Source organism: Streptomyces barkulensis (assembly GCF_002843305.1).
Classification (GTDB): domain Bacteria; phylum Actinomycetota; class Actinomycetes; order Streptomycetales; family Streptomycetaceae; genus Streptomyces; species Streptomyces barkulensis.
Genome location: NZ_PGSG01000110.1, coordinates 203,465 through 219,483, shown reverse-complemented (window position 1 = coordinate 219,483; position 16,019 = coordinate 203,465). Strand labels below are relative to the sequence as shown.

Sequence of the window (16,019 nt, the reverse complement as noted above, 5' to 3'; positions counted from 1 at the left end):
CCGATGCCGAGCTTCTCCTTGATCTTCTTCTCGATCTCGTCGGCCAGATCCGGGTTGTCGCGCAGGAAGTTGCGGGCGTTCTCCTTGCCCTGCCCCAGCTGATCGCCCTCATAGGTGTACCAGGCGCCCGACTTGCGGATGAAGCCGTGCTCCACCCCCATGTCGATCAGCCCGCCCTCCCGGCTGATCCCCACCCCGTAGAGGATGTCGAACTCCGCCTGCTTGAACGGCGGCGCCACCTTGTTCTTGACCACCTTCACCCGGGTGCGGTTGCCCACCGCATCGGTGCCGTCCTTGAGCGTCTCGATCCGGCGGATGTCCAGCCGCACCGAGGCGTAGAACTTCAGCGCCCGCCCACCGGTGGTCGTCTCCGGCGACCCGAACATCACTCCGACCTTCTCGCGGAGCTGGTTGATGAAGATGGCGGTGGTCTTGGACTGGCTGAGCGCACCGGTGATCTTGCGCAGCGCCTGGCTCATCAGCCGCGCCTGCAGGCCCACGTGCGAGTCGCCCATCTCGCCCTCGATCTCCGCGCGCGGCACCAGCGCGGCCACCGAGTCGATCACGATCAGGTCCAGCGCCCCGGAGCGGATGAGCATGTCGGTGATCTCCAGCGCCTGCTCGCCGTTGTCGGGCTGGGACAGGATCAGCGAGTCCACGTCCACCCCCAGCCGCTTGGCGTACTCCGGGTCCAGCGCGTGCTCGGCGTCGACGAAGGCGACCGTGCCGCCCATCCGCTGGGCGTTGGCCACCGCGTGCAGGGTCAGGGTGGTCTTGCCGGAGGCCTCCGGCCCGTAGACCTCCACCACCCGGCCGCGCGGCAGACCGCCCACGCCCAGCGCCACGTCCAGGGCGGTCGACCCGGTCGGAATGGCCTCGATGGGATCCCACGCCCCGTCGCCCAGGCGCATCACCGCACCCTTGCCGAACTGCCGTTCAATCTGTGCGAGCGCGGCGTCGAGCGCCTTCTCGCGGTCCTGTGCTTTCACTGGGTCCACCTCGGTGGGTCGGGTTGCGCCGGCGCGGCGGGCGGCCTGGGGTGTCGGTCGCGGCCGCCCGCCGCCGTGGCGCCGGGTGTGCGGCCTTGTGGAAGACCGCCGCGGTCAGAAGGGGAGTTCGCTCTCCCTGGGTGCGTGCCGCTCACCGTCGTCCCGTCCGGGCGGGCCTTCGGCCGCCGGTGCGGCGCCGAAGCGGTCGCCGGCGGGGACACCCGTACGCGGGCCCCTGGCGAGGGTCGCGCTGGCGAACCGCAGGGAGGGACCGACCTCGTCCACCTCGCACTCCACCACGGTGCGCTTCTCGCCCTGTCGTGTCTCGAAGGTCCGCTGGCGCAGCCGGCCCTGGACGATGACGCGCGTGCCGCGTGTGAGGGACTCGGCGACGTGCTCCGCCTCCTGCCTCCAGGCCGAGCAGCGCAGGAACAGCGTCTCGGCGGAGTCCCTCCACTCGTTGCTCCGCCGGTCGAAGGTGCGGGGTGTGGAGGCGACGGTGAAGTGGGTGACCGTGTCTCCGGACGGGGTGGTGCGGATGTCGGGGTCGTCGGTCAGGTTGCCGACGACGGTGATGACGGGCTCACCGGCCATGGCCGGCTCCTCTCGTGCCAGGGATGTACGGCGGATGTGGGGCGGCTGCGAAGCGGACGCGCCGTGGGCGCGCGGCGCCGGTGGTCAGCGCTCCTCGCCCCGGGCCTCGCTACGGGCCTCGCTACGGGTCTCGCCCCGGATCTCGCCGCGCCCTTCGCCGCCATCGAGGGCGAGCAGCCGGGGCAGGTCGATCTCGCCGGTGCGCCAGGCCCGGGCGACGTGCTCCGTTCCGCCCGGCACGGGCCGGAGGCTGAACGAGCGCGGCTCCGGCGGCGGGGCCGTCTCCAGGCCCGGGACCACCTCTCCGGTGTGCGGGTCGGTGACCGGCCCCGGCCAGGCGGTGAGCCCGGCGGTGAACTGCCTGCGCCAGCTGGGGCGCACCCTCACGAGCGTCTCCACCTCGTCCGGGTGGTTCTCGACCACCCAGGTGGTGAAGGCGTCCTCGTCGGCGACCACGACCTCCGGCCTGGGGTCGATGAGCGTGATGGTGGCGATGGGCGTGCCGTCCCGCAGGGTCACCCGTATCGACTTCAGCGCGTACTCCTCGCGGGCCGCACGCAGTTCGTCGAGGACCTCGCGGCGGGTGGCCTGATACTGCTCCTCCACCGCGTCGCGCAGCGCCTTGAGTACGGCGACCCTGGTCGCGTGCTCCTTGAGGTTCATGCCGGCACGGCTTTCCGATCGGTCTCCTTCCGGGTCTCCCCGGCTTTCCCGGCCTCCTTCCTCGCCTCAGTCCCGCGGCGCACGATGAGGTCGCCCAGTGTGGTGGGCTCCCCCGCCGGGTCCAGGACGGCGGCGGCGAGCAGGTTGTGCCGGCGGGCCTCCTCGTAGAGGGCGCGCAGTTCCTCGTAGGTGGTGTTCGGGGCGGTGGCGGTGGCGAGGTAGTCGGACGCGCTCGGGGTGGGCTTGCCCGCGTTGAGCCAGTCGAGGACGGAGTCGGCGAACTCCGTGCCCGGTTTGCGGATCACCAGCCCGGACAGCGGCTTCGCCCGCGACTTGGAGATCACCAGGGTGTTCTCGTGGTCGAGGTCGCCGACGATGTCGAACTCGTACTCGATGCCCTCCCGCTGCTCGGGCTTGAGCCCGACCTTGCGCGGCACCTTGCGCCCGCGGTCGTCGGTCTCCACGACGTACTCGGTCTTGGTGCGCATGGTGACGATGAGGTGACCGGGGTAGGCGAGCAGGGCGTCGATCATCGCCCGCTCCATGGGGCGGGTCTCCTTCCAGGCGGCGAAGCTGCTGCCCGTCCCGTAGCGTTTCGCGGCGTTGTCGACCTGTTCGAGCACTCCGCCCGCGCCGGACCAGAAGTGCGAGAGCGAGTCGACGATCACGGTGTCGTAGCCCTGGTGGGCGGCCACCGCGAGGACGTCGATGAGCCCGGTGGGCTCGAACGAGGTGAGCTGGAGGGTGTCGAAGGCGAACTCGTCGGCGTACTTGGACGCGCTGCCGTGCTCGGTGTCGATGAGGGCCACCCGCTCACCGATCGCGGTGCCGGTGATGAGCGCGGTGTAGGTCTTGCCCGATCCGGTCGGTCCGGTCAGCGCGATGCGGGCCTTGGCCTGTTCCTTGGTGGCGGGGGCGAAGGTGAAGGTGTTCACGCCATTTCTCCTCTGGCGCATCCGACGGCGGTTCGGGGTGGGCTCGCCGGTTGGCGGGACGCGGTCCCGGTCCGGCGGGACGTACACCCCACGGCCGAAGCTTCAGTTCGAATCTACGTTCGAAATCTGTCCTGAGTCACAGACTAGGCACGTCTTGTCGACAAATCAACACTTACGGGACGGAAAGTCCCATGGGCTCCGGCGCCCGGACCGCCGACTCCCCGAGCTGCGGCACGACCCGCCGCCAAGACCTGCGGACAAGGCGCCCCGGAGCCTCTCACTCCTCTTTGACCAGGCCTTTTGTCAGTGGCCCACAGTAAAATGGAAGGCAGATCGAGACGGCCGGACGACCACCTCAGGAGGAAGCCGATGGCCTCTGCCGCGCTCGCCGCCAAGCACCCCTCGAAGGTCCCGACCACACCCGCCGCCACCGCGCTGACGACCCTGACCACCCTGCCCAAGAAGCCGCTCCCGGCCGGCCGGCCCCGCGAGTGGTACGTCTCGCACAACCGCCGCCTGAAGGCCATGCGCCTGGCCATAGCCCTGCTCGACACCGGCGTCCACCGTCCGGAGCGGGCCACCGACCGCAGGATCCGCGCCACGGCCGAGCAGATCGGCGTCCACCCGCCCTCCGGGGCGACCTGCCGCATGGTCCGTTCCCTGCTCCGCCACGGCGACAGCTGACCGGGGCGGAAGCGCCGCCCCGGCGGTACGGACGGAGGGTCCCGTCGCGCACCTGCGCAGGTGCGCGACGGGACCCTCCCGACCGCGGTGGGCGCGGGGGCGCGGCGCCCCCGCCCCGTGCGTCAGTCCACGGTCATCACATTGCGCGGCGCCCCGGCCGGCCAGGCGAACGCCCCGCCGAAGTCGCTTTCGACCTCCGCCTTCTCCGCCGCGTTCGGATAGGGGTTCGTGCACGCGGTCCCGGCGCTGGAACCGGACATCAGGCTCGAGCAGGGGCCGGGCTTGCGGTCCGGCAGCCCCAGGATGTGGCCCAGTTCGTGGGAGGAGATGCGAACGGTGTTGTAGCCCTGGTCGACGGCCTGCCGGCCCATGTATACGACGCCGTTGCCCAGCGAGTAGGTGTAGGCGCGGGGCCAGCCGTTGTCGGCGAGGATCCGGATGTTGGCGCGCTGCCCGGCCGCCACCGGCCGCAGTTCGACGGCGTCGACACTCTCGTTCCAGATCGCCGCGCCCCGGTCGACCGCGGCCCTGAACTCCGCCGCCCCGCTCGCGTCGTAGGTGAGGATCCGCGGGGCGAGGGCGCGGTCCCCGGCCGCGGGGGCGGCCGGCGCGGCGGCGGCCTGGCCGCCGGCCAGTGCGAAGGCAACCGCCAGGGCCGCGGTGAAGCCGCGGACGAGTGTGCGGACGTGCATGGTCGTCCTCCTTGTGGGGGGTTGAGCGTGCTCATGACATGCTGCAAGCTCCCTGCCCAGCCGCGGCGCACCCCAATCCGTCAATCGGCACGCTCCCGGCGGCGGGACCGATCGGGCGGCGGGACCGATCGGGCGGCGGGACCGGCCGCTGTGGACCGGCACCGCCGCCCGGTCGCGGGGTGGCCGGCGAGGGGTCAGCTCGCCCAGATCTCGGCGTCGTCAGCCGGGACGGTGGTGGCCAGGCCGAGCTCCTTGCGGGCGGCGACCGTGTCACCGGGGTCCAGGCCGGTGAAGGCGGGGTCGTAGGCGATGTAGAACGCGTCGGCGTCGCCGGCCTTGGCGGCGTCCTTCCAGTGGCCGGCGGTCTTCTCCAGCCGGGTGCGGAGCCTGCCGGTCTCCGTCCCCTCGATGCCGCGCAGACCGTCGAGGTGCGCGTCGAGGGCGGTGGCGACGGCGTCGGCCTGCGCCTTGTAGGCGTCGAGGTCCTCCTCGACGGTCTCCGCCTCGGGCTGGTTCGCCCACAGAGCCTCGTAGACGGCGTTCGCGTCGTTCAGGTAGGTCTTCCGGCCCGGCTTCAGCGACTTCGCGCCGACCTTGAGCGAGCCGGTGAACTCGCCCGACTCCTTGGTGTAGGTGCAGCTCACGGCGCGGTCGCCGGTGGCCCAGCTCTCCGCGGTGGGGGTGTAACAGGAGAGGCCGACCCCTTCGGGCAGCGCCCAGGTGTCCGGGGCGAACTCGCCCGCCTCGGCCGGGCACCGCTCGTCGGCGATCGCCGTGACCGCCTCCTCGCCGGGGGAGTCCCCCTTCTCCTCGATGTCGAACTCACCGACGGCCTGGCCCCGGTGCGGCTCGCCGCACGGCACGAGTTCGATGGCGAGCGCCTCGCCCTCGATCTTCCACGGCTCGCGGACTCCTGCGATGGGCACCGCGAAGTGCACCCAGTGCGGCACGACCGGCCTGGAGCCGGGATTCACCGAGGACTCGGGCGACAACTCCCGCGGATACGCCCGCTGGATCGCCGGACCGCTGGAGCGCGGCGTGTTCGGTGGCGCCAGGCGTGTGGGCCGTCCCCGGTGGTGGATCGACGCCTACCGCTGCCCGAGGTGCGGGCATCTGGAGCTCTTCGCACGTCAACCGGCCTGAACCACCGCGCCCGGTCCCGGCGCGTCAGCTTGCCGCTTCCGCGTCGCGCCACAACTGCCACAGCGCCTCGTTGACCGCCTGTGGCTGCTGGGTGTGCGGGTAGAAGCCGGGGACTCTCAGATGACGTGCGCCGACCGTCTCGGCGATCACCTCGGCACAGGCGATCAGCGGTTCGCCCGCGTACTTCCGGTACGGCTCCGGGGCGCCGGCCCAGTCGCCGGAGACCAGCAGCGTGGGCCAGGGCGCGTCGGCGATCGGCCGCAGCGGGATGTCCGCGTCCCAGCAGGGGCGTTCCCGCATCGAGGTGCGCGCGGCGCGCAGCCGCTCCCGTGTCGGCTCCGGCATCGGCAGCCCCAGTCCCTCGGTGGAGGCGCGCAGGTAGTCCTGCGCCGACATGTCCGCGGGGAGTTCCGCGGTGCTCCGCCGTGCGCGGGCCAGCGCCTCGGCCACCACCGGGTGCCGCTCGGCCACCCGCAGCGCCCCCGGCTGGATGAGCGTCAGGGAGCGGACCAGATCGGGCCGCCGCGAGGCGGCGAGCATCGCGCCGACGCCGCCGTAGGCGTGCCCGACCAGATGGGCGCCCTCCCCCAGGAGGGAGACGATGTCCTCGGCGTCCACCGCGTAGTCGCTGCGGTCGGTGTCCGGGCTGCGGCCGTAGCCCCGGCGGTCCATCAGCAGCAGCCGGGCGCGGGCGGCCAGTGGGCGCTGCGCCGCGAAGCCGTACTCGGCGTCGTCGCCCCAGGTCATGATGTTGTGGACGAAAACCGCCACCGGCGCGTCGGCGTCGCCGTCCTGCCAGGTGGTCACGTGTACGGGCGCGGTCGTCATCGGTGGCCTCCCACGGGTCGGGGCGTCCTGCCGGGGGTGCGTCACCCCCCGGCGGAAACGGTAGGCGCGCCGGTGCCGGGAACGGGAGGGGGTGGTGCGCCGTGCCGTCAGTGCGCGCCGGTCCGGCGCACCGCCGCGGTCGCCTTCCGGGCCGCCACCAGCACCGGATCCCACAGCGGGGAGAACGGCGGCGCGTATCCCAGGTCCAGGAACGTCATCTGTTCGACCGTCATGGACGCGGACAGGGCGACCGCGGCCACGTCCACGCGTTTGCCCGCGCCCTCGCGTCCGACGATCTGCACGCCCAGCAGGCGGCCCGTGCGGTGCTCGGCGAGCATTTTCACATGCATCGGCGCGGCGCCCGGGTAGTAGCCGGCGCGGCTGGTCGACTCGATCGTCACGGTCACGAACCGCAGCCCCGCTGCCCTGGCCTGGCTCTCCAGCAGGCCGGTGCGGGCGATCTCCAGATCGCAGACCTTGCTGACGGCCGTGCCGACGACGCCGGGGAAGGTGGCGTAGCCCCCGCCGATGTTGGTGCCGATGACCTGACCGTGCTTGTTGGCGTGCGTGCCCAGCGCGATGTGGCGGTCGAGGCCGGAGACGAGGTCCAGGACCTCGACGCAGTCTCCGCCGGCCCAGATGTTCTCCCTCCCCCGCACCCGCATCGCCAGATCGGTGAGCAGGCCTCCGGACTCCCCCAGCGGCAGTCCCGCCTCGCGCGCGAGCCCGGTCTCGGGCCGCACCCCCAGTCCGAGGACCACCAGGTCGGCCGCGTACTCGGCGTCCTCGGTGGCGACGGCCCGCACCCGGCCGTCCTCACCGGTGCGGACGGCGGTGACGGCGGCCTCGGTGACCGTCTCGATGCCCATACCGGCCATCGCCTCGCGCACCAGCCGGCCCATGTCGGGGTCCAGGGTGGTCATCGGCTCCTCGGCCCGGTCCAGCACCGTGACCCGGTAACCGCGGCGGACCAGCGCCTCGGCCATCTCCACGCCGATGTAGCCGGCGCCGACCACGACCGCGCGCCGCCCGGTGCGCGCCGACTCGGTCTCCTCCAGGGCCTCCAGCAGGGATCTGCCGTCGTCCATGGTCTGTACGCCGTGTACGCCCTGCGCGTCGATGCCCGGCAGGCCGGGGCGCAGGGGGCGGGCGCCGGTGGCGATGACCAGGTGGTCGTAGCCCAGCCACTTCCCGGGGCCGCCGCCGTCACCGCCGTCGCGGACGCGGACGCGGACGCGGCAGCCGTCCGGGTCGAGCTCGGTGACCTCGGTGTGCAGCCGCAGATCGATGTCCCGCCCGCGGTGCTCCTCGGGGGTCCGTGCGATCAGGTCCTCGGCGGCCGCGACATCACCCCCGACCCAGTAGGGGATGCCGCAGGCGGAGTAGGAGGCGTAACCGCCCCGTTCGAGGGCGATGATCTGCAGTTCCCCGGGCCCCTTCAGTCTTCGTGCCTGCGACGCGGCGGACATGCCCGCCGCGTTGCCTCCGATGACCACCATGCGCTGCGCGGTCGCCATGGTGTGTGCTCCCTTCGCCGTACCGGGCACGCGTCGGCCCCGGCCTCCGTATGCCCACGCTACGCTCCGCCACCGCCGCCGCCCGGCTCCTCCCGGCGCGGGCGTCAGTCCCGCGGGGCGGCGCCGGCGTCCAGGACGGGACCGAGCTCCCGCGCCACGGTCTCGAGGGCGCGTACGTCGCGCTCGGCCCTGGCTATCACGATCGCCCCTTCCAGCGCGCTGATCATCAGGGTCGCCAGCGAGGCGGCCCGCCCGGACGGCACGCCCATCTCCGTCAGCGCCCGCGCCACCGGGCGGTTCCAGGCGGCGAACGCGGCGGCGGTCGCCTGCCTGGTGGACTCGGCGGAGCCGGCGCGGTCCACCGTGGCGGCGACGACGGGGCAGCCCGTCGCGAACCCGGCCGACCGGTACTCGTCGGTCCACTGACGCACCATCGCCTCGAACAGGCGGCTCGGCGACGGCTCGGGCATCTCGGCCAGGAACCGGGCCACGCGCTTGGCCGCGTAGTGTCCGGCCCACTCCACGGCCTCGTTGACGAGCTGCTCCTTGCCGCCCGGGAAGTAGTGCCGCAGCGATCCTCTCGGGGCCTGCGCGTGCTCGACGACATCGCGCAGGCCGGTCGCGGCGACTCCGTCGCGCCGGATGAGCTGGGCCGCGCTGAAGACCATCCGCTCGCGCGGTCCCCGCCGGGAAACCGCCATCGCCGACCTCCGATCCCCTGGCGAACCGGGCGGGCGGCGCTCGCCCCGCCGGTCCGGCCAGCCTATCGGTGCCGCTCCGGCCGTCCCGGTACGGGAGAGAGATCCCGTCCGGCCCACCCAGGACCGGACCGCGCCCGGCGCTATGACACACGTCACAACGGCCGCTACTATGACGGCTGTCATAGAGGGCGGGGCCGGCAGGCAGGCGAGGGCCGGGGCCCTCCGGTCGGAAGGGCGGCACAGCGTGGACGTGGGTTTCGTCGGCCTCGGCGTCATGGGACAGCCCATGGCGCTGAATCTGGCCCGCGCCGGCATGGCGCCGGTCGTCTGGAACCGCACCGCCGCCCGGAGCGAGCCGCTGCGCGCGGCCGGGGCCGAGGTGGCGGCGAGCCCCTCCGAGGTCTTCCAGCGGGCCGGCACCGTCTTCCTGATGCTGGCCGACGAGGCGGCGACGGACGCCGTACTGGGCCGCGGCACACCGGACTTCGCCCCGCGCGTCGCCGGGCGCACGGTCGTGCACATGGGGACGACCTCGCCCCACTACTCGCGCGGGCTGGAGGCCGACGTCCGCGCGGCCGGCGGCGGTTACGTCGAGGCCCCCGTCTCCGGCTCCCGCGTGCCCGCCGAGGCGGGGCGGCTGGTGGCGATGGTGGCCGGGGAGCCGGCGGCCGTGGAGCCGGTGCGCCCGCTGCTGCGGCCGATGTGCCGGGAGGTGTTCGTGTGCGGGCCCGCTCCGAGCGCGCTGCTGATGAAGCTCTCGGTGAACCTGTTCCTGATCACCATGGTCACCGGTCTCACCGAGGCGTTCCACTTCGCCGACCGCCACGGTCTGGACCGGCGGCTGTTCCTGGACGTGCTCGACGCCGGCCCGATGGCCAGCGGCGTCTCCCGTATGAAGGCGCCCAAACTGCTGGCGCGCGACTTCGGCGTCCAGGCCGCCGCCCTGGACGTACTGAAGAACAACCGGCTGATCCACGAGGCGGCCCGGGAGGCCGGTCTGGCCTCTCCCCTGCTGGAGGTCTGCCACGCCCTCTTCGGCGAGACGGTCGCGCTGGGGCACGGCGACCGCGACATGGTGGCCGTTCTGCACGCCCTCGAGACCAGGACCGACCGCGGTCGGCGGCCCGCTCCCTGACGCTTCCCGGACGGGGCCACCACCCGGACGGGGCCGCCACCCGGACGGGGCCGCCACCCGCCCCGCTCCGGAGCGGGAGGCCGGAGCGGGGCGGGTGTTTCACCCCGGAAGCCGCCGGCGGCCGCGGGCCGCCGCCACCAGTTCGGGGACGGTGGCCAGCTTCTCCCTGGGCCGTCCGGCCCGCAGTCCGCGGGCCACCTCCACCCGGTCGATCGCCGCCTGGCCCCGGGCGTCGACCAGGCGGCGGTTGCGGCCTCTCACCAGTCGGCGGAAGGCTCTCGCGCCGTGCTCGGGCGCGGGCAGGGCGCCGTCGAGCGCGTCGGCGAGCAGGGTGCCGACCGTCTCGGCCGCGCAGGCGCGGTTGGCTCCGATACCGCCCGAGGGGCCGCGTTTGATCCAGCCCACGACGTATGTCCCCGGCCGCCCGGTCACGCGCCCGCCCTCGTGCGGGACGGTGCCGGTGGCCTCGTCGAAGGGCAGACCGGGAACCGGCGCGCCGCGGTAGCCGACCGCCCGCACCACCAGGCCGGCCGGTATCTCCAGCTCTCCCCCCGCCGCCGTGGCGCGCACCGCCCGCACCCGCCCGTCGCCGAGCACCTCCGCCGGCGCGCTGTGGAAGCGCAGCACGATGCGCCGCCCCGGCGCGGGCGGGAGGGACCAGTCCACCGTCTGCCGGGAGACGTCCCGCAGTACGGCCGCCTTGTCCCCCGGGCCTGCCGCGTCGATGCTTCCGGCGATGCGGGGGTCGTGGTCGTCCACGACCAGCTCCACACCCGGCAGATGCTTCAGGGCGAGCAGTTCCGGCCTGGTGTACGCCGCGTCGGCCGGACCCCGGCGTCCGAGGAGGACCACCTCCCGCACCTTTCCGGTGCGCAGCGCGCCGAGCGCGTGGGCGGCGATGTCGGTACCGGCCAGCTCCTGCGGGTCGGCCGTCAGGATCCGGGCGACGTCGAGGGCGACGTTGCCGTTGCCGACCACGACCACTCGCTCGGCGGACGGGTCGACGGCGTCCGGGGCGGTCTCCGGGTGGGCGTTGTACCAGGCCACCAGCGTGGTCGCGGAGATGCTTCCGGGCAGCTCCTCACCCGGGATCCCCAGGCGGCGGTCGGCGCGGGCCCCGACGGCGTAGACGACCGCGTCGTGGTGCGCGGCCAGTTCCTCCGCGGTGACGTCGGCGCCCACCTCCAGGCCCAGGTACATCCGGACCCGCGGGTGCGCGTACAGCCGCGCGAAGGTGTCCCCGACCCCCTTGGTCCCGGGGTGGTCGGGGGCCACCCCGTAGCGCACGAGACCGCCGGCCACCGGCATCCGGTCGACGAGGGTCACCTCGGCGCCGGTGTGGAGCAGCAGGTCCTCGGCGGCGTACATACCGGCCGGGCCGGTGCCGACGACCGCGACCCGCAGCGGCGCGAAGTCGGAGGGCAGGACGCGCTCGAACGCCGGCCTGCCCCAGGCGTGGAAGTTCGGCCCGTGGTCGGCGGGTCCGGAGCCGGATCCGCCGTCCGCGCCGCCCGCGCGGTCCTCGAAGTACGCCGCGTTGACGGCTGCGTACTCGCGCTGCGCCCCGGTGAGCCGGTCCTCCGGGAGGATCGCGTCCACCGGGCAGGCGTCCGCGCAGGCACCGCAGTCGATGCACGCCCCGGGGTCGACGTACAGCATCTCCGTGCTGCCGAAGTCCCTCTCCTGCGGAGTCGGGTGGATGCAGTTGACCGGGCAGACGGCGACGCAGGTGGCGTCGCCGCAGCAGTTCTGGGTGATGACGTGGGTCATGTCGCGGCCCGTCCGGTCTCAGATGAGGTTGGCGCGCTTGTAGAACACCAGCGCGGGCTTCGTCAGCAGGCCGGTGGAGGCGAGGAACTCCATCAGGCCCGAGCAGCTGGAGCGCATCATCGCCTTGTGGTGCTCGTTGGTCCTCGCCTCCCGGACCGCGCGCTTCTCGTCGAGCCCCGCGTTGGCGTACACCTTGCGGTTCACCATGCTGGTGACGATGACGTAGGCCGAGATCGCGATCACCAGGGCGTGGATCCGGCGGCGCAGCCGGCCGGCGCCCGCCAGGCGCTTGCGCGTCTCGTCACGGGCGAACTTCATGTGCCGGGACTCCTCGACGACATGGATGTTGTTGATGGTGCGGACGAACGGCACGACCCGCTCGTCGCGCATCCAGTCGCGCTGCATGACGTCCAGGACCTCCTCGGCGACCAGGATCGCCGCGTACGCCGCCTCGCCGAACGCCAGCGTCTTGAACGCCCGGCCGAGTTCGAAGGCGAACCGGTGGGGGCGGTACGGCGGGGCGCCCAGCTTCCGGGCCCCCCGGGCGAACATGATCGAGTGCCGGCACTCCTCGGCGATCTCGGTCAGCGCCCACTGGAACTCGGCACTGGTCGGGTCCTTGGAGTAGATGTCGCGCAGCACCATCTGCTGGAGGATCATCTCGAACCAGATGCCGGTGCTGGCCACCGAGGCGGCCTCCTGCCGGGTCAGCTCCTTGCGCTGCTCATCGGCCAGCTCGTCCCAGTACGGGGTGCCGTAGAGGGTGCTCCACTCGGGGCTGGCGCCGTGGAAGTCCTTGTCCAGCGGCGTCTCCCAGTCCACCTCGACGGCCGGGTCGTAGGCCAGCCTCGCCGCCGAGTCGAGCAACCGGCGGGCGACGTCCTGCTCGTCGTGCCGGTCGTGTTCCGCCGGTCGTTCCGCCTGACGTCCCGTCGGTCGCCCCGCCGGTCGGACGATGCCGGTGCTGCTCGCCATGCGCACTCCTCGAACTCGTGTACGACGTTCCCTGTCCGTCCGCCGCGCCGGAGGCGGCCGTGAAGCCGCCGGTCCGCTCCCGCGTCCCGCGGCCCACCGAAGGCGCCCTCCAGGCTTGTTAGACAAAATGTAAATCAAGGGGTGCCGTGCATGCTACCCCTGGTAACACTTCCGATGACCGGCCGGGAGAAGTGACCGCGCGCGTGTACGGCGCCGTTCAGACGCGCAGACCGCGAACCGCGGTGCGCAGGGCCTCGCGGACCGCCTCGACCGGACCCTCCCCGCCGGCCCGCGTCCCCTCGGCGGCGCGCAGTGCGTGGTGCTCGACGGCGGCGCGGAGGGCACCGTTGACCATGGCCGCCCCACCGCCACCCACAGACCGCCGGCGGGCCGGCCGGTGCGGCGCGCGGCCTCGTCGACGAGCGCGGTGATGTCGTCGCCGGGCCGCCACTCCCCCGGGGCGCGCGCCACGACGTCGGTGCCCGTGGTGAGCAGCGGGCGGACGCAGTCCTCCTTGCCGGAGGAGTAGCGCCAGAAGGTGCGCAGCGAGATCCCGGCCTCGACGGCGATGTCCTCCACGAAGGTCGCCGCCACCCCGCGTTCGGTGAGCAGCCGGACGGCGGCACGCGCGATCTCGGCCCTGGTCTCGGCCTTGCGCCGCTCGCTCGGCGGGGGCCGCGTACACGGCCTCCAAGCACGGTGTCGTGGGCCTGACCAAGTCCCTGGCCGTGATGTACCGGAACTCCGGCATCCGCACCAACGCCGTAGCGCCCGGCGGGACCAGGACCTCCATCACCGGCGGCGCCGCGGAGGGACACGGCCCGGCCACCCTCATGCCCTACATGGGCGGCGTCGGCCGCATCGCCGAGGCCGAGGAGCAGGCGGCGGTGATCGTGTTCCTCGCCTCGGACGCGGCGAGCAACGTCAACGGCGCGATCGTCCCGGTCGACAACGGCTGGTCGGCGGTCTGAGGACCGCCACCGGCACGGCGGGCGGGCGCCGGCGTGCCGCAGGGCCGCCCGACCCAGGCGCCGCGGCGCCTTCGCGGCCGCTCTGCCCGGCCGCGAAGGCGCCCGACCAGGAGCGTGCCCGCGGGCGCTCTCAGCCCTGCTCGTCCAGCGTGATCGCCGCGGCCGGGCAGACGGCGGCGGCCTCGCGGACCGCGGTGTGCAGATGCCCGGCGGGCGCCGGGTCCAGCAGGACGACCACCCCGTCCTCGTCCCGCTGGTCGAACACGTCCGGTGCGGCCAGTACACAGGAGCCGGCGCCGCAGCACTTGTCCTCGTCAACGGTGATCTTCACGTCTCGACTCCTCGGTTCGATCGGTCCGGCGTGACGGCGCACGACGGCGCGCACCGGATCGGTCCCGGCGCCGAAGCGGTGGTCGGCCGCGAGGCCGCCGCCCCGGCGGGCCGCCTCGCCGATCCGGCGGCCGGAGGCGGCGGACGCCCGCCCTGCCCGGCCCGCGCGTCCGCCACCGCTACCAGCGCACCGGCAGCGTGCGCAGCCCACCCACCACGAGCCCCTCCAGCCCTTCCAACTCGTCTGCGGGTACGGCGAGTTCCAGTCCGGGGAGTCTGCGCAGCAGCACCTCGAGCACGGCCTGCAGTTCGGTGCGGGCCAGTGCCTGCCCCAGGCACGAGTGTGCGCCGACCCCGAAGGCCAGGTGGGTGTTGGGGGCGCGGCGCAGATCCATCGTCTCCGCACCGGTGAAGGCGTTCTCGTCGCGGTTGGCCGAGGACAGGCTGCACACCACGGTCGTACCGCGCGCAAGCACCGTCTCCCCGACCCACGTGTCCTCGGTGATGTACCGGGGCAGACCGAAGCCTCCGTTGGCGTCCATCCGCAGCGCCTCCTCGACCGCGGTTCGCACCAGTGACCGGTCGGCGAGCAGTTCCTCCCAGCGGCCGCGGTCGGCCAGCAGCATCCCGACCATCTTGCCGATCATGTTGGAGGTGGTCTCGTGCCCGGCGACCAGCAGCCCCTGGGCGGTCGACAGCAGCACGTCGTCGGGCATGACGTGGCCCGCGTCGGCAGCGGCGGAGATCAGTTCGCTGACCAGGTCCTCGCCGGGGCGCTCACGGGTCGCGGCGATGTGATCGGCCATGTAGACGCGGAACTCCGCCTGCGCCGCGTCGATCTCGTCCTGGGTGTAACGGGTCAGGCTGAGCAGTGTGTCGGACCAGTACGCGAACTTCTCCCTGTCCCGCTCCGGCACCCCGAGCATGTCGCAGATGACCCACACCGGCAGCGGGAAGCCGAGTTCCGCCCGCAGGTCGGCGGGCGCGCCGCTCTCGACCATCCCGTCGATCAGCCGCTCGGCCATCGCCTCGATGCCCGGGCGCAGAGCGGTCATCCGCCTGGCGGTGAACCACTTGCCGACCATGCGCCGCCACTGCCGGTGGGTGGCGGCGTCCATCGGCCTGGCCAGCGTCCCGCTGAACACGCCGCCGGACTCGTCGGCCGTCACACGGGCGGCGTCGGGGGCACTGAGGTGGCGGCTGAACCGCGGGTCCGCCAGGACCTGCCTGACGTCCTCGTAACGGGTCAGCAGTGACGCCTCGTCACCGCTGGGCAGCCTCACCCTGGCCACCGGGCACTCCCGCCGCAGATCGGCCCACTCGGCCGGGGGCTCCAGTGGAGTCGGAGCGGGAATGGGGTAGTCGAGCAGCTGGTCGGCGTCACCTTGTGCCACCGGACCTCCTCGTGTCGGTCTGCGCCGTCCCTCGGGCTCAGCCAATCGACTCCCGGGATACGGGTCAAGTGACTGACTCGAAACCGACGGTGATATCGGGGCGCGGGTCCGGATGCCGTTGCGCGCGGGCGCGGGGCGGTCGGCGGGACACCGGGATCCGCGCCGGCGCGCGCTTCCCGCGTGCTCCAGACGACACCTCGGGGCGCCCTCACCGAGACACCGGGGAAGAGGAGCGCCTCCTTGGGGTTGAGGACGTTGGTGAGCAGCGCCTCGGCGAACCTCCCCCGCAGGGCGGCCCACACACACCCGGAGCGCCGGACGCCCACCGGTTCCGTGACATCCGTCACAGCGCATATCGGTACTACGCCTGCCGGGTAGTAGACGACACCCGGCGGACATAGAGGCCCGTCCCACCCGAAACGGTCATACCGCGCGTCCGGTTCGGTGGACTCCGCCCCGCTTCGCGCACTCCTCCGTGCACGACGGCACGGGACGGCTCCTGACGGGGCGACACGGCACCACCGCGCACCCCGGCGCCCGCCCCGGCACGGTCCCGCGCCGACCGCAAGGGGCGCGGAGACCTACGAGGCGGCGTAGTACCAGCGCTCGTTGCCCAGTCGGCCGAACGCTTCCGACAATGACGGCCCGCACCGCGTTCCCACAGCTCAGAGGTGGGTTCCGTGCGGGTCGTCCATATC

The 16,019-nt window shown here is 73.2% G+C and carries 17 protein-coding genes and 1 pseudogene; 4 read left to right on the top strand and 14 right to left on the bottom strand.

What is annotated here, in order from left to right; translation table 11 throughout:
• The 4 genes from recA to CUT83_RS25855 form a co-directional block, all read right to left on the bottom strand.
• A partial coding sequence (gene recA / locus CUT83_RS25870) for a recombinase RecA (protein ID WP_101258240.1) occupies window positions 1-989 on the bottom strand: 989 nt, incomplete at its 3' end.
• 114 nt (window positions 990-1,103) lie between these two features.
• The gene (locus tag CUT83_RS25865; protein ID WP_101258239.1) at window positions 1,104-1,583 is read right to left on the bottom strand and encodes a single-stranded DNA-binding protein; all 480 of its coding nucleotides are present in this window, start codon (window positions 1,581-1,583) and stop codon (window positions 1,104-1,106) included.
• Between the two features lie 84 nt (window positions 1,584-1,667).
• Window positions 1,668-2,246, bottom strand: a complete 579-nt coding sequence (locus CUT83_RS25860; protein WP_240958220.1) for a hypothetical protein — start codon at window positions 2,244-2,246, stop codon at window positions 1,668-1,670.
• Complete coding sequence (locus CUT83_RS25855) at window positions 2,243-3,181, bottom strand: ATP-binding protein (RefSeq protein WP_240958219.1); 939 nt, start codon at window positions 3,179-3,181, stop codon at window positions 2,243-2,245. The genes CUT83_RS25860 and CUT83_RS25855 overlap by 4 nt, the downstream gene beginning before the upstream one ends.
• Window positions 3,182-3,550: 369 nt before the next feature.
• Between CUT83_RS25855 and CUT83_RS25850 the strand changes: the two genes are divergently transcribed.
• Window positions 3,551-3,865, top strand: coding sequence for a hypothetical protein (locus tag CUT83_RS25850; protein WP_101258238.1), 315 nt, complete (start codon window positions 3,551-3,553; stop codon window positions 3,863-3,865).
• Window positions 3,866-3,987: 122 nt separating this feature from the next.
• Here CUT83_RS25850 and CUT83_RS25845 read toward each other — a convergent pair whose 3' ends face one another.
• Together CUT83_RS25845 and CUT83_RS25840 are read right to left on the bottom strand one after the other, a co-directional pair.
• Window positions 3,988-4,557: a snapalysin family zinc-dependent metalloprotease gene (locus tag CUT83_RS25845; RefSeq protein WP_101258237.1), complete on the bottom strand. Its 570-nt coding sequence runs from the start codon at window positions 4,555-4,557 to the stop codon at window positions 3,988-3,990.
• A gap of 194 nt (window positions 4,558-4,751) precedes the next feature.
• Entirely contained in the window at window positions 4,752-5,483 is a 732-nt protein-coding gene (locus CUT83_RS25840) for a septum formation family protein (protein WP_240958217.1), read from the bottom strand.
• Here CUT83_RS25840 and CUT83_RS29890 point away from each other — a divergent pair.
• Window positions 5,476-5,700 carry a hypothetical protein gene (locus CUT83_RS29890; RefSeq protein ID WP_143688622.1) on the top strand — a complete coding sequence of 75 codons (225 nt, stop codon included), beginning with the start codon at window positions 5,476-5,478 and terminating at the stop codon, window positions 5,698-5,700. The two genes, CUT83_RS25840 and CUT83_RS29890, sit on opposite strands and share 8 nt — an antisense overlap.
• 24 nt (window positions 5,701-5,724) lie before the next feature.
• Here the strand turns inward: CUT83_RS29890 and CUT83_RS25835 are convergent, their stop codons facing one another.
• The 3 genes from CUT83_RS25835 to CUT83_RS25825 form a co-directional block, all read right to left on the bottom strand.
• Window positions 5,725-6,528: an alpha/beta fold hydrolase gene (locus CUT83_RS25835; RefSeq protein ID WP_101258235.1), complete on the bottom strand. Its 804-nt coding sequence runs from the start codon at window positions 6,526-6,528 to the stop codon at window positions 5,725-5,727.
• 107 nt (window positions 6,529-6,635) lie between these two features.
• Window positions 6,636-8,045 carry an FAD-dependent oxidoreductase gene (locus tag CUT83_RS25830; RefSeq protein ID WP_101258234.1) on the bottom strand — a complete coding sequence of 470 codons (1,410 nt, stop codon included), beginning with the start codon at window positions 8,043-8,045 and terminating at the stop codon, window positions 6,636-6,638.
• Between the two features lie 104 nt (window positions 8,046-8,149).
• Window positions 8,150-8,746 carry a TetR/AcrR family transcriptional regulator gene (locus tag CUT83_RS25825; protein WP_240958216.1) on the bottom strand — a complete coding sequence of 199 codons (597 nt, stop codon included), beginning with the start codon at window positions 8,744-8,746 and terminating at the stop codon, window positions 8,150-8,152.
• A 169-nt stretch (window positions 8,747-8,915) separates the two neighbouring features.
• Between CUT83_RS25825 and CUT83_RS25820 the strand changes: the two genes are divergently transcribed.
• Complete coding sequence (locus tag CUT83_RS25820) at window positions 8,916-9,881, top strand: NAD(P)-dependent oxidoreductase (RefSeq protein ID WP_338104209.1); 966 nt, start codon at window positions 8,916-8,918, stop codon at window positions 9,879-9,881.
• Between the two features lie 99 nt (window positions 9,882-9,980).
• Here the strand turns inward: CUT83_RS25820 and CUT83_RS25815 are convergent, their stop codons facing one another.
• From CUT83_RS25815 to CUT83_RS31200, 3 genes are all read right to left on the bottom strand, one after another.
• Complete coding sequence (locus tag CUT83_RS25815; protein WP_101258232.1) at window positions 9,981-11,651, bottom strand: FAD-dependent oxidoreductase; 1,671 nt, start codon at window positions 11,649-11,651, stop codon at window positions 9,981-9,983.
• Between the two features lie 18 nt (window positions 11,652-11,669).
• Window positions 11,670-12,626: an AurF N-oxygenase family protein gene (locus CUT83_RS25810; RefSeq protein WP_101258231.1), complete on the bottom strand. Its 957-nt coding sequence runs from the start codon at window positions 12,624-12,626 to the stop codon at window positions 11,670-11,672.
• Between the two features lie 217 nt (window positions 12,627-12,843).
• Window positions 12,844-12,981, bottom strand: a complete 138-nt coding sequence (locus CUT83_RS31200; RefSeq protein WP_240958230.1) for a hypothetical protein — start codon at window positions 12,979-12,981, stop codon at window positions 12,844-12,846.
• A 297-nt stretch (window positions 12,982-13,278) separates the two neighbouring features.
• On the opposite strand from CUT83_RS31200, the pseudogene CUT83_RS25800 reads away from it, so the two are divergent.
• Window positions 13,279-13,597 (top strand): annotated as a pseudogene (locus tag CUT83_RS25800) (SDR family oxidoreductase); the annotation flags it as partial.
• 130 nt (window positions 13,598-13,727) lie between these two features.
• On the opposite strand, the gene CUT83_RS25795 reads toward CUT83_RS25800, so the two are convergent.
• Window positions 13,728-13,928 carry a ferredoxin gene (locus CUT83_RS25795; RefSeq protein WP_101258230.1) on the bottom strand — a complete coding sequence of 67 codons (201 nt, stop codon included), beginning with the start codon at window positions 13,926-13,928 and terminating at the stop codon, window positions 13,728-13,730.
• A gap of 178 nt (window positions 13,929-14,106) precedes the next feature.
• On the bottom strand, window positions 14,107-15,321 hold the full coding sequence (locus CUT83_RS25790) for a cytochrome P450 (protein ID WP_240958215.1): 1,215 nt from the start codon (window positions 15,319-15,321) through the stop codon (window positions 14,107-14,109).
• Between the last annotated feature and the right edge of the window lie 698 nt (window positions 15,322-16,019).